Raw genomic sequence first — 14,841 nt, 5'->3', positions numbered from 1 at the left:
GGTGCCCTTGAGTTTTTCGCGAGCAAGCTCGCTCCTACAGGGTTGTGTGTGGCTTTTTACAGGTGCAGGGCATGCCCCAAGGCCCGCAGGGCTGCTTCCTGCACCGCTTCGCCCAAGGTTGGATGGGCATGAATGGTGCCGGCCACATCTTCCAGGCGGGCGCCCATTTCCAGGCTCAGGCCAAACGCCGTGGACAGCTCGGACACGCCAACCCCCACTGCCTGCCAGCCGACAATCAGGTGATTGTCGCGGCGCGCTACCACCCGCACGAAGCCGGTTTTTGACTCCAGGGTCATGGCCCGGCCATTGGCGGCGAACGGGAAGCTCGACACGATGCAGTCCAGGCCTGCCGCCTTGGCTTCGTCCGGGGTCTTGCCGACCACCACCAGTTCCGGGTCGGTAAAGCACACCGCCGGGATCGCCGCCGGGTTGAATTCCCGGGATTTACCGCTGATCAGTTCGGCGACCATTTCGCCCTGGGCCATGGCCCGGTGCGCCAGCATCGGCTCGCCGCTCAGGTCACCGATGGCCCAGACATTGCGCATGCTGGTCTGGCAACGGTTGTCGATCTTGATCGCCGCACCGTTCATCGCCAGGTTCAAGGCTTCCAGGTTCCAGCCCTGGGTGTTGGGTTTGCGCCCGACGGCGACCAGTACCTGGTCGGTGTCCAAAGAGAGCGTGTCGCCATTTGGATCGCGTACCTGCAGGCTGCCACCTTCAAACCCGGTGACGCTGTGCTTGAGGTACAACTTGACCCCCAGTTGCTTGAGGGACTCGGCCACCGGTTGCGTCAGCTCGGCGTCGTAGGCTGGCAGGATGCGATCCTGGGCTTCGACCACGCTGACCTCGGCGCCCAGTTTGCGATAGGCAATCCCCAGCTCCAGGCCGATGTAACCGCCACCGACCACGATCAAGCGTTTGGGTACGCGGGTTGGCGCCAGGGCTTCGGTGGACGAGATGATCGGCCCGCCAATCGGCAGCATCGGCAGGTTGACGCTTTTCGAGCCGGTGGCCAGCAGCAGGTGTTCGCACTGGATGCGTTGCTCGCCTACCTCCACGGTCTTGCCGTCGATGACCTTGGCCCAGCCATGGATCACCTGGACCTTGTGCTTTTTCAGCAGCGCGGCGACGCCAGTGGTCAGGCGGTCGACAATGCCGTCTTTCCATTCCACGCTCTTGCGGATATCCAGGCTCGGCACATCCACGTCGATGCCCAGGGCCGAACCCTGGCTCAGGTGTACGGTTTGCTGGAACTGTTCGGCCACGTGAATCAGCGCCTTGGACGGAATGCAGCCGATGTTCAGGCAGGTGCCGCCCAACGCCTGGCCTTCTACCAGGATGGTCGGGATGCCCAGTTGGCCGGCACGAATGGCTGCCACATAGCCGCCAGGGCCGCCGCCGATAATCAGCAGCGTGGTGTTCAATGCTTGCGACATGACTTACTCCAGGAACAGGCTGGCGGGTTGTTCGAGCAAGCCACGGATGGCCTGGATGAATTGCGCCGCGTCCATGCCATCGACCACCCGGTGATCGAAGGAGCTGGAAAGGTTCATCATCTTGCGGATCACGATCTGCCCCTTGATCACCATCGGCCGCTCGACGATGCGGTTGACCCCGACAATCGCCACTTCCGGCAGGTTCAGCACCGGGGTGCTGACAATCCCGCCCAGCGCGCCAAGGCTGGTCAGGGTGATGGTCGAGCCTGACAGCTCGTCGCGGCTGGCCTTGCCATTGCGTGCAGCAGTGGCCAGGCGGGTGATTTCCTCGGCGGTACCCCACAGGCTGCGTGCCTCGGCGTGCCGTACCACCGGCACCATCAGCCCAACATCGCTCTGGGTGGCGACGCCCACATGCACCGCGCCGAGGCGGGTGATGACCTGGGCTTCGTCGTCATAACGCGCGTTGATCTGCGGGAAGTCACGCAGCGCCACGACCATCGCCCGCACCAAAAATGGCAACAGGGTCAGCTTGCCGCGGCTGGCACCGTGTTTTTCATTGAGGTGTACGCGCAAGTCGTCGAGGGCCGTCACGTCGATTTCTTCGACGTAGCTGAAGTGTGCGGCGCGGCGGGTCGCGTCCTGCATGCGCTGGGCGATCTTGCGACGCATGCCGATCACCGGGATCTGCTCTTCGTCGTTGCGTTCGGCATACGGGTTGGCGCCGGCCGAGGCCCGCGTGGAACCCTGTTGCAGATAGGCATCGAGGTCTTCATGCAGAATGCGCCCGGCCGGGCCCGAGCCCTGGACCAGACGTAACTGGATCCCGGCGTCCAGCGCATGCTTGCGCACGGCCGGGGAGGCCAGCGGGCGCTCGGCGGCGTCACGGGCCACCGGGGCTTGCGCTGTTGTCACTACCGGCTTGGTCGCTGCCGGCTTGCTTTCAACCACGGGTGCCTTGGTTTGGGCTTGCGGTGCCGGCGCGGCTTGTGCAGCCACCGCCGACAGCGCCGATTCCTTGGTATTGCCGGCGCCTTCCACTTCAATGCTGATCAGGATGCTGCCCACCGCCATGACTTCACCCGGCTCGCCGCCGAGGGCAATCACCTTGCCGTGGACTGGCGAGGGGATGTCCACCATCGCCTTGTCGGTCATCACATCCGCCAGTACCTGGTCTTCGACGACCATGTCGCCGACCTTGACGTGCCACACCGACAACTCAACCTCTGCGATGCCTTCGCCAATGTCCGGCATCTTGATAACGTGCGTGCCCATTCAGACCTCCATGACCCGTTGCAAAGCCGCGCCCACACGGGACGGGCCAGGGAAATACGCCCACTCTTGCGCGTGGGGGTAGGGGGTGTCCCAACCGGTCACACGTTCGATTGGCGCTTCCAGGTGGTGGAAGCAGTGTTCTTGCACCAACGACACCAGCTCGGCGCCGAAGCCGCAGGTACGGGTGGCTTCATGCACCACCACGCAACGGCCGGTCTTTTTCACTGACTTGACGATGGTTTCCAGGTCCAGCGGCCACAGGCTGCGCAGGTCGATGACTTCGGCGTCGATCCCGGTTTCTTCGGCGGCCACTTGCGACACATACACCGTGGTGCCATAGGTCAGCACGGTCACGGCCGAGCCAGGGCGCACGATGGCGGCCACATCCAGCGGTACGGTGTAGTAACCGTCCGGCACCTGCGCCTGCGGGTGCTTGGACCATGGCGTTACCGGGCGATCGTGGTGGCCGTCGAACGGGCCGTTGTACAGGCGCTTGGGCTCCAGGAAGATCACCGGGTCATCGTTTTCGATCGAGGCGATCAGCAGGCCCTTGGCGTCATACGGGTTGGACGGCATCACCGTGCGCAGGCCGCAGACCTGGGTGAACACCGCTTCGATACTCTGGCTGTGGGTCTGGCCGCCATAGATGCCGCCGCCGCAAGGCATGCGCATGGTCAAAGGCGCGGTGAACTGGCCGGCCGAGCGATAGCGCAGGCGCGCCGCTTCCGAGATGATCTGGTCGGTGGCGGGGTAGACATAGTCGGCGAACTGGATCTCGGCTACCGGCCGCAAGCCATACGCGCCCATGCCCACGGCCACACCAACGATGCCGCTTTCGGAGATCGGTGCGTCGAATACCCGCGAGGTGCCGTATTTGGTCTGCAAGCCTTCGGTGCAACGGAACACGCCGCCGAAATAACCGACGTCCTGGCCGAACACCACCACGTTGTCGTCACGCTCAAGCATCACATCCATGGCCGAGCGCAGGGCCTGGATCATGGTCATGGTGGAAGTGGTCATGGCGGTTTCCAACTCGATTTTATTGTTGTGATCGTTCATGTCAGATCCCCAACTCTTGACGCTGGCGCTTCAAGTGCTCCGGCATCTCTTTATAGACGTCTTCGAACATGCTCGCGGCGCTCGGGATCTGGCCACCGGCCAGGGTGCCGTACTGTTCGGCTTCTTTCTGCGCGCTGATCACTTCGGCTTCCAGCTCTGCACTGACTGTGGCGTGTTCCTCTTCGGACCACTGGCCAATCTTGATCAGGTGCTGCTTGAGGCGGGCAATCGGGTCGCCCAGCGGGAAATGGCTCCAGTCGTCGGCAGGCCGGTACTTGGATGGGTCATCCGAGGTGGAGTGCGGGCCAGCGCGGTAGGTGACCCATTCGATCAGGGTCGGGCCGAGGTTGCGTCGCGCACGTTCTGCGGCCCAGGCGGAGGCGGCGTAGACGGCGATGAAGTCGTTGCCGTCCACGCGCAGGGAGGCGATGCCGCAACCCACGCCGCGTCCGGCAAAGGTCGTGGCCTCACCGCCGGCAATCGCCTGGAAGGTGGAGATTGCCCACTGGTTGTTGACCACGTTGAGAATCACCGGCGCGCGGTACACGTGGGCGAAGGTCAGGGCGGTGTGGAAGTCCGATTCGGCGGTGGCGCCATCGCCGATCCACGCCGAGGCGATCTTGGTATCGCCCTTGATCGCCGAGGCCATGCCCCAGCCCACGCCCTGTACGAATTGGGTGGCGAGGTTGCCGGAAATGGTGAAGAAACCAAAGTCCTTGACCGAGTACATGATCGGCAACTGGCGGCCCTTGAGCGGGTCGCGCTCGTTGGACAGCAGTTGGCAGATCAGGTCCACCAGCGGCACTTCGCGGGCCATCAGGATGCTTTGCTGGCGGTAGGTGGGGAAGCACATGTCGTCGATGTTCAAGGCCAGGGCCTGGGCGCTGCCGATGGCTTCTTCGCCAAGGCTTTGCATGTAGAACGACATTTTCTTCTGGCGTTGGGCGACCACCATGCGGTTGTCGAAGATTCGTGTCTTGAGCATGGCACGCATGCCACGGCGCAAAATCTCTACCGGCACACCTTCAGCCCAGGGGCCCAGGGCCTGGCCCTGGTCGTCGAGCACGCGGATCAGGCCCTTGGCCAGGTCGGCGGTGTCGGCGGGTTCTACGTCAACAGCGGGTTTGCGCACCGTACCGGCGTCGGTCAGACGCAGGTAGGTAAAGTCGGTCTTGCAACCTGGGCGGCCGGAAGGTTCGGGAACGTGCAGGCGCAGCGGTTCATAGTGCTGGGTCATGGCTTTCTACGCTCGATCTTGTGGATTTCTTATAGTGGGCGCGCTTAGCTGACAGTCAGTCCCCGGGTAAGGGAAATCTTGTCCTACAACAATCATAGGCCGGGCTGGGGAGAATATTTATCTCTGTTTGGTTGCGCCTGAGATCATTTGCGGATAAAAAATCTGCATAAACATAATAAACAGGTGGTTTTGTCTCATGCGCAAGCTGGACCGTATCGATATCGGGATTCTCAACAGTCTTCAGGAGAACGCCCGCATCACCAACGCCGACCTCGCACGCTCGGTCAACCTGTCGCCTACACCGTGTTTCAACCGGGTCAAGGCGATGGAGGAACTGGGGCTGATCCGTGACCAGGTGACACTGCTGGACGCTGACCTGCTGGGGTTGCACGTCAATGTGTTTATCCACGTCAGCCTGGAAAAACAGAACGAACTGGCGCTGCAACAGTTCGAGGGGGCGATTTCCGACCGGCCGGAGGTGATGGAGTGCTACCTGATGGCCGGTGATCCCGACTATTTGATCCGGGTACTGGTGCCGACCATCCAATCGCTGGAGCGCTTCATGATGGACTTTCTGACCAAGGTACCGGGGGTGGCGAACATCCGCTCGAGCTTTGCGCTCAAGCAGGTGCGCTACAAGACGGCGCTGCCGTTGCCGGCCAATGGCATCAACCTGGGTTGATGATTGGAATGCGTTTGAAAATGTAGGAGCTGGCTTGCCTGCGATAGCGGTAGATCAGGCAAAGCTGTGTTAACTGGCCCACCGCTATCGCAGGCAAGCCAGCTCCTACAGGGGGCGGTGTTTCACAGTTGGTTGAGGGGGATCTTCAGGTACACCACCCCGTTGTCTTCCGCCGGCGGCATATGCCCCGCCCGCACATTCACCTGGATCGCCGGCAGCAACAGCGTCGGCATGCCCAGCCCGGCATCGCGCGTTGTACGCATCTGCACAAACGCCGCCTCATCCACCCCGTCATGCACATGAATATTGCCTGCTCGCTGCTCGGCCACGGTGGTCAGGCATTTGGCCGGGCGGCCTTGCGGTGGGTAGTCATGGCACACATACAACCGTGTGTCGTCGGGGAAGGCCAGCAGCTTGCGCATCGAGGCATACAACTGGTGCGCATCGCCGCCGGGGAAGTCGCAGCGGGCGGTGCCGACGTCGGGCATGAACAGCGTGTCGCCGACCAGGATCATCTGGTCGTCGATCAGGTAGGCCATGTCCGCCGGGGTGTGGCCGGGCACGTGCAGGGCCTGGGCCTTGAGCTGGCCGATGTGGAAGATCTCGTTGGGGGCGAACAGATGGTCGAACTGCGAGCCATCGACGCGGAACTCCGGCTCCAGGTTGAACAGGTTCTTGAATACATCCTGGACCTTGCTGATGGATTGCCCAATCGCGATCTTGCCGCCCAACTGCCGGCGCAGATAAGGCGCGGCAGAGAGGTGATCGGCGTGGGCGTGGGTTTCCAGCAGCCATTGCACTTGCAAGCGGTGCTCAACCACAAAAGCGACCAGCCGCTCGGCCTGCGCGGTGCTGGTGCGCCCGGACGCCGGGTCGTAATCGAGTACCGAATCGACGATGGCGCAGGGGCCACCGTCGGCTTCATAGACGATGTAGGTCCAGGTCGACGAGGCCTCGTCCAGGAAGGGTTGAATCAGCGCTGACATGACGGCGGTCCCTGATGGCTAAAAAAAGGCGTGATATTCACTTTATATTTAAACATAATGTTTTGAGCTTAAGTGAGAGAAAGGACCGAGGCAAATGGAATCCAGTCTGAGTGAAGGCGAAGTCGCCCAGTTGCGTGCATCGGCGTCCAAGGCGTGCACCTTGCTCAAGGCCCTGGCCAATGAGGACCGGCTGTTGATCCTCTGTCAGTTGACCCAGGGTGAACGCAACGTCGGTGAGCTGGAAACCATGACCGGCGTGCGCCAGCCAACGTTGTCCCAGCAGCTGGGGATCCTGCGCGATGAGGGGCTGGTGGCGACACGCCGTGAAGGCAAGTACATCTTTTACGGGCTGGCCAGCCACGAAGTGATTCAAGTGATGAAAACCCTCTCCGGGTTGTACTGCGGGGCGGTGATAAAAAGCTGGGCGTGACGCCATGCGGCAGCGACCCTTGTGTGCATTGATTCAAAAGGCGATAGACCATGAACGAGCAACACTGTGGCCCAACCATCAGTGGCGATATCGTAGTCATCGGCGGCGGCTCGGCAGGCATCGGCCTGCTGGCCAGCCTGCTCAAGCGCGACCCGCAGCTGAATATCATCCTGATCGAACCCAGCGCCGAACATTACTACCAGCCCGCCTGGACCCTGGTGGGCGGCGGCGCCCATGACATTCGCAAAACCATGCGGCCCATGGCCCGGGTGCTGCCCGATGGCGTGACCTGGGTCCAGGCGGCGGTCAGCGAGCTGCTGCCCGACGAGCAAGCCCTGCTGCTCGACAGCGGCCAGCGCGTGACCTGGAACAACCTGATTGTCTGCCCGGGCCTGCGCCTGGCCTGGGAGAAAATCGAAGGCCTGGAGCAGACCCTGGGCCACAACGGCGTCACCTCCAATTACAGCTACCAGCACGCGGCCTACACCTGGCAGTTGGTGCAGCAGCTCAAGGGTGGCAAGGCGATCTTCACCCAGCCGGCCATGCCGATCAAATGTGCTGGCGCGCCGCAAAAAGCCCTGTATCTGTCCTGTGATCACTGGCTCAGGCAAGGCGACCTGCACCACATCGAGGTTGAGTTCAACCTGGCGGGCGCGGCCCTGTTTGGCGTCGCGACCTTTGTCCCGCCGTTGATGAAGTACATCGAGAAATACCGCGCACGGTTGGCCTTCAATTCCAACCTGATCAAGGTCGATGGCCCGGCGCGCAAGGCCTGGTTCGAGGTCAAGGACGCCGAGGGCAATGTCAGCGTCGAGGAAAAATCCTTCGACCTGCTGCACGTAGTCCCCCCTCAAATAGCCCCGGACTTTATTCGCCACAGCCCGCTGGCCGATGCTGCCGGCTGGTGTGAAGTCGACCCTCACAGCCTGCAGCAGGTGCGCTACCCGCACATCTTTGCCCTTGGCGATGTGTGCTCCACCAGCAATGCCAAGACAGCGGCGGCGGTGCGCAAGCAGATTGTGGTGGTGGCCGAGAACCTGCTGGCCCTGCGCAGGCAGGCGCCGTTGCCGCTCAAGTACGACGGCTATGGCTCCTGCCCGCTGACGGTCGAGAAGGGCAAGGTGGTGCTGGCCGAGTTCGGCTATGGCGGCAAGCTGTTGCCCACGTTCCCCCTCGACCCGACGGTGGCGCGGCGCTCGGCGTGGTTGCTCAAGGCGACGCTGCTGCCGTGGTTCTACTGGAACGGCATGCTCAAGGGCCGCGAGTGGCTGACCCGTCTGGCCAAGGTGGATTGAGAGAACCCTATGCTGCTGGCAAGTTTTTTTGGCGTGATGATGGGCCTGGTCATGGGCTTGACCGGGGCCGGGGGCGGGATTCTCGGCGTGCCGGCGTTGGTGCTGGGGCTGGGCTTGAGCATGACTGAAGCGGCGCCGGTGTCGTTGTTCGCGGTCGGCGCGGCGGCGGCTGTCGGTGCCATCGATGGCCTGCGCCATGGCCTGGTGCGTTACCGCGCGGCGCTGTTGATCGCCTTGCTCGGCGCGCTGTTTTCACCACTGGGGGTGTTTTTTGCCCATCAACTGCCGGACAAGATCCTGATGGGCCTGTTCAGCGCGCTGATGGTGCTGGTGGCGTGGCGCATGCTGCGGCGCGAGAAGGTCGAAGCCGGCCCCAGCGATCACGGCGCAGCGTCCTGGGGGCAGAAGAACTGCATGCTCGATCAGCAGACCGGGCGCTTTTCCTGGACCGCTAAATGCACCGCGACCCTGGCGGCATTGGGTGCGGTGACGGGGGCGGTATCGGGCCTGCTCGGCGTGGGTGGCGGCTTTCTGATTGTGCCGGCGTTCAAGCAACTGACCGATGTGCAGATGCGCGGGATCGTCGCCACGTCGCTGATGGTGATCAGCCTGATCTCGCTGATCGGCGTGGTGGGGGCGTTTCATGCGGGTGTGACCATCGACCCTCTGGGCTGGGTGTTTATCGGCGCCAGCATTGTCGGCATGCTCGTTGGCCGGCGCCTGGGTTCGCGGGTTCCGGCGCGGGTGCTGCAAGTCGGTTTTGCCAGCCTGTGTGTGGTGGTCGCCGGCGGGATGTTGTTCAACGCGGTCTAACCTGCGCACCGCTCACCTTGCTCGTGAAAAAACCAAGGACGCCCCCGTTCTTTCAAGCACCCCGCGTCATCATTGACGACCTTCGCGAGCAAGCTCGCTCCTACAGGTGTAAGCCTTAAGTGGCGGGCCCTTGCCGCCGTCCAAAGCACCGCACATTCCCCTCCAAGGCAGCGTTTAACCGCGCAGCCTGCCTTTCGATAATCGCCTCCGACACCCAGACCCCCGTCGCGGAGCGCGCCATGCATAACAATAAGAATGTCCCCCGTCATTTGTTGCCTGTCTTTATCGCCAGCCTCGGTTTGAGCTCAGTGGCCCAGGCCGAAATAGTGCTGTACGACAAGGACGAGACCACGTTCTCGACCGATGGCTATATCAACGCCTTCTACGTCAACAGCGATGTGGACCGTGCCGGCGAACAGTACGACCGGCGCCAGTCGCGGGTGAAGATGGGATTTCTGCCCAACTACCTGGGTTTCAACATGGGCAAGCAGGTCGATGACCTCAAGCTCGGCGCCCGGGCCTCGTTCTGGGTGACCATCAACGACAGCGAAACCAACGGCACCGACACCGCCATCGACGTGCGCCAGTTCTACGGCACCGTGGCCAACCCCGAATGGGGCGAGGTGTTGATCGGCAAGGACTTCGGCCTGTTCGCCCGCTCCAACATCCTGCTCGACGAACTGCTGGCCGGTTATGGCCAGGTCAGCGACAGCCTGGGCCTGGTGGACGGCGGCGGGGTGTCGTTCGGCAATATCGGCAGTGGTTACCCGTACCCGTTCCCCACCTCGCAGATCACCTACCGCACCCCGGTGATGGAAGGCCTGCGCGTGGCGGTGGGCATCATGGATCCGGTCGATACCAACGACAGCAGCACGCTGGGCAAGGCCTACCAGAAGAACCCGCGCACCGAGAGCGAGATCACCTACCAGTTCGATGTCGGCGGGGCGAAGATCTACAGCTGGCTCAACGGCAGCTACCAGACTTCGGACAACACCGATTCCACCGTCGAATCGGTGACCTCCAAGGGCCTGGGCTACGGCGTGCAGGCGAAGATGGGCGGCTTGTCGCTGACCGGCTCGGGCTTCCAGGCCAAGGGCATCAACCCGTTCTTCACCAACAACGCGGGTGAGGCGACGCTGCGTAATGTCGACAGCAACGGCTACCTGTTGCAGGGCTCCTACAAACTGGGCAAGAACCGTCTGGCCCTGTCCTACGGCAAGACCAAGGACGACGGCAACGGTGTGGTCGGCAGCGGCGCGGATTATGAAACCCGTGGTATTGCCCTGTTCCATGACATCAACGACAACCTGAAACTGGTGGCCGAGTACAACCAGTTCGAGATCACCGGCCACGACACCAGCGCGCAGAACGAAGACACCGATACCTTTGCCGTAGGTGCGGTGCTCACCTGGTAATGACTTGGAATGGGATCAAAATGTGGGAGCGAGCAAGCCCGCTCCCACATTTTTTGATCTCATTTCACATGGATTGCTCGCCAACCTGGCGTTCTCATCCCATCGAAGCCCCGACCCAGTACCCAAGTAGCATAGGTTGCCATCCCGCGCGTTCGTACACTTGAGTTTCAAAGGCGGAGATGACCATGCAACAGATGCACAGCGAAGGCGTAGTCACAGCCATGTCCCAGGCCAGCGAGGCGTGGCAGGTGGCTGATGAGCTGGCCAGCCAGTTGTTGCACCCGTACCTGGGTTTCGTGCTGTTCTTCTGCTCCGCCACCTATGACCTAAAGGCCCTTGGCCAGGCCCTGCAGCAGCGTTTCGGCGGGGTCCGCGTGGTGGGTTGCACCAGTGCCGGCGAAATCACGCCCCAGGGCTATGGGCGCAATTGCGTGACAGCGGTGGGGTTTGATCATGCGCACTTTTCCATCGCTACCGAATTGATCGACCAGGTGGAACACTTCAGCCTGATCGACGCCCAGCAAATGGTCGAGCGCCTGGTGGGTGGCTGTCGCAGCAACAGCCTGGCGCCGATCAAGGGCAACAGCTTTGCCTTGACCCTGCTCGACGGCCTGTCCAGCCGTGAAGAGATGGTCCTGGCCGCCCTGAGTGCGGCTCTGGGCGATATCCCGCATTTTGGCGGCTCGGCGGGTGATGACAACCACCTGACCCACACTCACGTGTACTTCGACGGTGAGTTTCACAGCGGCGCGGCGGTGGTGGTGCTGGTCAATACCTGGCTGGATTTTGAAGTGTTCACCACCCACCACATCCTGCCCCGGGCGCAGAAACTGGTAGTGACCGGCGCCGACAGCCCTTCGCGGCGGGTCTTCGAACTGAATGCCGAACCTGCCGCCGAAGAATACGCCCGGCACATCGGCGTGGCGGTGGAACAACTCGATCACCGGATCTTCGCCGCCCACCCGCTGGCGGTGCGCATCAACGACCAGTACTACGTGCGCGCGATCCAGCGGGTCCACGCTGACCTGAGCCTGAGTTTTTACTGTGCGGTAGAGAACGGCATCGTCCTCACCGCCATGACGCCGGGGCCGATCCTGCCCAACCTGCAAACCCTGTTCGACGGCCTGCAAGCACGCCTTGGCGACCTGCTGCTGACCATCGGCTGCGACTGTTTCCTCAGGCGCCTGGAGCTGGAAGACCACGGTACCCTGGAGTCGATCGGCACATTTTTGCGTGAGCAACGGGTGATGGGGTTCAACACCTACGGAGAGCAGTTCAATGGCATGCACATCAACCAGACCTTTACCGGGGTCGCCATTGCCCGTGGTCGTCCCCCTGGACAGCGCTGAACTGCAGGCGCAGATCAGCGCCCTGCAGCAGGACAACCACAAGCTGCAACGGATCAACGCCGCGCTGATCGAACGCATCGAGTCCGGTGCCACCCGTGGCAACGACCCTTATGCGGCGTTCCAGCATTCGGTGGTGCTGGCCGAGCAGGTCCGCGAGCGTACCGATGCGTTGAACCAGGCCATGGCCGAACTCAAGGCCAGCAACCATCTGCTGAGTGATGCACGACTGCGGGCAGAAACCGCGCACCAGCATCTGATCGATGCCATCGAGAGCATTTCCGATGCCTTTGTGCTGTTCGACCAGCACCAACATATTGTGTTGTTCAACAGCCGCTTCCAGGGGTTCTGGAGCAACAGCCCGGTGCAGATTGTCGCGGGCATGGGCCTGCGCGAGGTCAAGCGGCTGATGACGGTCAACGGTCTGTTCACTGAAGAGGCCCACGGGCACGCCGATGAGACCCTGTTCTATCGCCTGGATAACGGGCGCTGGCTGCAAGTCAGCGAACGGCCGACCCAGGACGGCGGCCGGGTGATTCTGTTTACGGATATCACGGACGTCAAACTGGCCGAGACCCTGCGCCGAGAACAAGCCGTCGCGCAGAAATCCCAGGAGAGCGAGCGCTGGATTCGCCTGATTACCGACCATGTGCCAGCGTTGATTGCCTACCTCAATGGCGACTTGATCTACGAGTTCACCAATAAAGTCTACGAGCAATGGTATTGCTGGCCCCAGGGCGCGATGCTCGGCAAAAGCCTGCGCCAGGCCCACAGCGAACAGCATTACCAGCGTCTGGAAACCTACGTGGCGCAGGCGTTGGCGGGGGAGAGCGTGACCTTTGAGTTCGCCGAAACCAACAGCAACCACCAGGAGCGCTACATGCTGCGCTCCTATGTGCCCAACCGCCTGGCCAGTGGCGAAGTGGTGGGGATCTTTGTGCTGATCCGCGACATTACCGAGCGCCGCCGCACCGCCGAAGCCTTGCACCAGGCCTATCAGAACCTGGAGCTGCGGGTACGCGAGCGTACGGCCGAGCTGACCTCGCTCAACGACCAGTTGTTACAGGAAATCGACGAGCGTCGCCGCGTGGAATCGCGCTTGCTTGAGGCCAAGCTGGAAGCCGAGCAGGCCAATTTGTCGAAAACCAAGTTTCTCGCGGCGGTCAGCCATGACCTGCTGCAACCGCTCAATGCCGCGCGCTTGTTTACCGGCGCCTTGCTGGAACGGCGCGACCCGGTGGCCAACGAGACGCTGGTGCGTAACGTCAGCAACTCCCTGGAGGATGTGGAAAACCTGCTGGGTACCCTGGTGGATATTTCCAAACTCGATGCTGGGGTGATCAAGGCCGATATCGCGCCGTTTGCCTTGAGCGAACTGCTGGACAACCTGGCCGCCGAATACACCCAAGTGGCGCGCAGTGAGGGGCTGGAATTGCATTTTATCGGTTGCTCGGCACTGGTACGCAGTGACGTTCAACTGCTGGCGAGGATCTTGCGCAACCTGTTGAGCAATGCCATTCGCTACACCTTTAGCGGGCGTGTGCTGCTGGGCTGTCGGCGTGAGCATCAGCGCTTGTCGATCCAGGTCTGGGACACCGGCATGGGCATCGCCGAGGAGCGTCTGGAGGAGATTTTCCAGGAGTTCAAGCGCGGTGATGTGCAACGCCCGGATCAGGATCGCGGGCTGGGCCTGGGCCTGGCGATTGTGGAGAAGATCGCCAGGATTCTCGGGCACCGGATCACCGTACGCTCATGGCCGGGCCGGGGCTCGATGTTCAGCGTGGAGGTACCGCTGAGCAGCACCGCGCCCAAGGCTTTGCCCAAGCCGGTGATGAGCGAGCCGATGCTGGAGCGTTTGCAGGGCGCGCGGGTGTGGGTGCTGGATAACGACGCCGCGATCTGCGCCGGCATGCGCACGCTGCTTGAGGGCTGGGGCTGCCAGGTGGTGACGGCCTTGTCCGAGCAGGACCTGGCGCGCCAGGTGGACAACTACCATGCCCAGGCGGATTTGCTGATTGCCGACTATCACCTGGATGACGAACAGAATGGCGTGGACGCGGTGGCCAGGATCAATGCGCGGCGGGCCAGCGCGATCCCGGCGATGATGATCACGGCCAACTACAGCAATGAACTGAAACTGCAGATCCGCGAGTTGGGGCATACGTTGATGCACAAACCGGTGCGGCCGATGAAGCTCAAGACAGCCATGAGCCACTTGCTCGGCCGGCCCTGACACTGTTGCGATCACAGGTGGGTGTCATATCCCCTGTAGGCGCAGAGTTATTTGCCACTGGTAATCTGCCTTACCAGCAGCCCATGCCCTGTCACGTCCTCGGCCCGGGAAATGGCCTGGATCACCAGCAACCGGTTGCCGGAGCCGGCCAGGAAGGTCGAGTTCAAGGTCTTGCCGCCGCCCATGCTCGCGGTGGCATCAATCTGGCGCAGGCCCACGCCTTTGATCAGCAGTTTCTTCTGCGACAGTTTTTTGTAGTCCGGCAGGCTGGTGCCGACGTCCTTGAGGAAACCTTCAACCGCGCTATCGAGAAACAGCGGTTCGTCGTCCTTCAGGTCGATGCCGTCGTTGCGCAGGGTCTGGGCCACGACCACCACGCTTTTTGACGCCTGGTTGATGTACATCGTGCCGTTGGCGCCAGCGGTACCCTGGGCTTGCGCGCCAGCGGGCAAGGCGTCGGCGACATAGCCTTTGGGCAGGGTGAAGGTGAATTTGCCGTCGAGGGTCGAGACGATCTGGAAGTCGTCCGGTTGCGCAGTGGCCGGCTTGGCTGCCGCGAACAGCGGGCTGGCACCCAGGCTGATGGTCAGCGCCAGGGCCAGGCGGGCGGCGGTTTTGCTGAGAATGGCCATGA

Annotated in this window: 13 protein-coding genes; 7 read left to right on the top strand and 6 right to left on the bottom strand. The window is 62.2% G+C overall.

Annotation, left to right across the window (positions count from 1 at the left end; translation table 11 throughout):
• Positions 1-56: 56 nt before the first annotated feature.
• Genes lpdA through FJD34_RS10620 form a run of 4 tightly spaced genes read right to left on the bottom strand, consistent with a single transcriptional unit; the run spans position 57 to position 5,007 of the window.
• A complete protein-coding gene (lpdA, locus tag FJD34_RS10635; protein WP_032860177.1) occupies positions 57-1,436 on the bottom strand; it encodes a dihydrolipoyl dehydrogenase in 1,380 nt (459 codons plus the stop codon).
• A 3-nt stretch (positions 1,437-1,439) separates the two neighbouring features.
• On the bottom strand, positions 1,440-2,711 hold the full coding sequence (locus FJD34_RS10630) for a dihydrolipoamide acetyltransferase family protein (RefSeq protein ID WP_032860176.1): 1,272 nt from the start codon (positions 2,709-2,711) through the stop codon (positions 1,440-1,442).
• Positions 2,712-3,770 carry an alpha-ketoacid dehydrogenase subunit beta gene (locus tag FJD34_RS10625; RefSeq protein ID WP_032860175.1) on the bottom strand — a complete coding sequence of 353 codons (1,059 nt, stop codon included), beginning with the start codon at positions 3,768-3,770 and terminating at the stop codon, positions 2,712-2,714.
• A gap of 1 nt (position 3,771) precedes the next feature.
• Positions 3,772-5,007 carry a 3-methyl-2-oxobutanoate dehydrogenase (2-methylpropanoyl-transferring) subunit alpha gene (locus FJD34_RS10620; RefSeq protein WP_032860174.1) on the bottom strand — a complete coding sequence of 412 codons (1,236 nt, stop codon included), beginning with the start codon at positions 5,005-5,007 and terminating at the stop codon, positions 3,772-3,774.
• A gap of 196 nt (positions 5,008-5,203) precedes the next feature.
• On the opposite strand from FJD34_RS10620, the gene bkdR reads away from it, so the two are divergent.
• Positions 5,204-5,689, top strand: a complete 486-nt coding sequence (gene bkdR, locus FJD34_RS10615) for a Bkd operon transcriptional regulator BkdR (protein ID WP_032860173.1) — start codon at positions 5,204-5,206, stop codon at positions 5,687-5,689.
• 122 nt (positions 5,690-5,811) lie between these two features.
• On the opposite strand, the gene FJD34_RS10610 is transcribed toward bkdR, so the two are convergent.
• Positions 5,812-6,675 carry an MBL fold metallo-hydrolase gene (locus tag FJD34_RS10610; protein WP_032860172.1) on the bottom strand — a complete coding sequence of 288 codons (864 nt, stop codon included), beginning with the start codon at positions 6,673-6,675 and terminating at the stop codon, positions 5,812-5,814.
• A 94-nt stretch (positions 6,676-6,769) separates the two neighbouring features.
• On the opposite strand from FJD34_RS10610, the gene FJD34_RS10605 reads away from it, so the two are divergent.
• The 6 genes from FJD34_RS10605 to FJD34_RS10580 all read left to right on the top strand — a co-directional run bounded on the left by FJD34_RS10605 (position 6,770) and on the right by FJD34_RS10580 (position 14,207).
• On the top strand, positions 6,770-7,105 hold the full coding sequence (locus FJD34_RS10605; RefSeq protein WP_032860171.1) for an ArsR/SmtB family transcription factor: 336 nt from the start codon (positions 6,770-6,772) through the stop codon (positions 7,103-7,105).
• Positions 7,106-7,155: 50 nt separating this feature from the next.
• A complete protein-coding gene (locus FJD34_RS10600) occupies positions 7,156-8,400 on the top strand; it encodes an NAD(P)/FAD-dependent oxidoreductase (RefSeq protein WP_032860170.1) in 1,245 nt (414 codons plus the stop codon).
• Between the two features lie 9 nt (positions 8,401-8,409).
• A complete protein-coding gene (locus FJD34_RS10595) occupies positions 8,410-9,213 on the top strand; it encodes a sulfite exporter TauE/SafE family protein (RefSeq protein WP_032860169.1) in 804 nt (267 codons plus the stop codon).
• A 239-nt stretch (positions 9,214-9,452) separates the two neighbouring features.
• Complete coding sequence (locus FJD34_RS10590; RefSeq protein ID WP_032860168.1) at positions 9,453-10,628, top strand: porin; 1,176 nt, start codon at positions 9,453-9,455, stop codon at positions 10,626-10,628.
• A 185-nt stretch (positions 10,629-10,813) separates the two neighbouring features.
• Entirely contained in the window at positions 10,814-11,977 is a 1,164-nt protein-coding gene (gene nosP, locus FJD34_RS10585) for a nitric oxide-sensing protein NosP (protein ID WP_090290831.1), read from the top strand.
• On the top strand, positions 11,946-14,207 hold the full coding sequence (locus tag FJD34_RS10580) for a hybrid sensor histidine kinase/response regulator (RefSeq protein ID WP_223232697.1): 2,262 nt from the start codon (positions 11,946-11,948) through the stop codon (positions 14,205-14,207). Before nosP ends, FJD34_RS10580 begins: the two co-directional genes overlap by 32 nt.
• A 47-nt stretch (positions 14,208-14,254) precedes the next feature.
• On the opposite strand, the gene FJD34_RS10575 is transcribed toward FJD34_RS10580, so the two are convergent.
• Positions 14,255-14,839 (bottom strand): DcrB/PsbP domain-containing protein, encoded by a 585-nt coding sequence (locus FJD34_RS10575; protein ID WP_065943695.1) that lies wholly within the window; start codon positions 14,837-14,839, stop codon positions 14,255-14,257.
• Positions 14,840-14,841: the final 2 nt, after the last annotated feature.

This window comes from Pseudomonas brenneri (assembly GCF_007858285.1).
Taxonomy (GTDB): domain Bacteria; phylum Pseudomonadota; class Gammaproteobacteria; order Pseudomonadales; family Pseudomonadaceae; genus Aquipseudomonas; species Aquipseudomonas brenneri.
The sequence above is the reverse complement of the archived record's forward strand: the minus strand, read 5'-3'. Positions and strand labels throughout refer to the sequence as shown.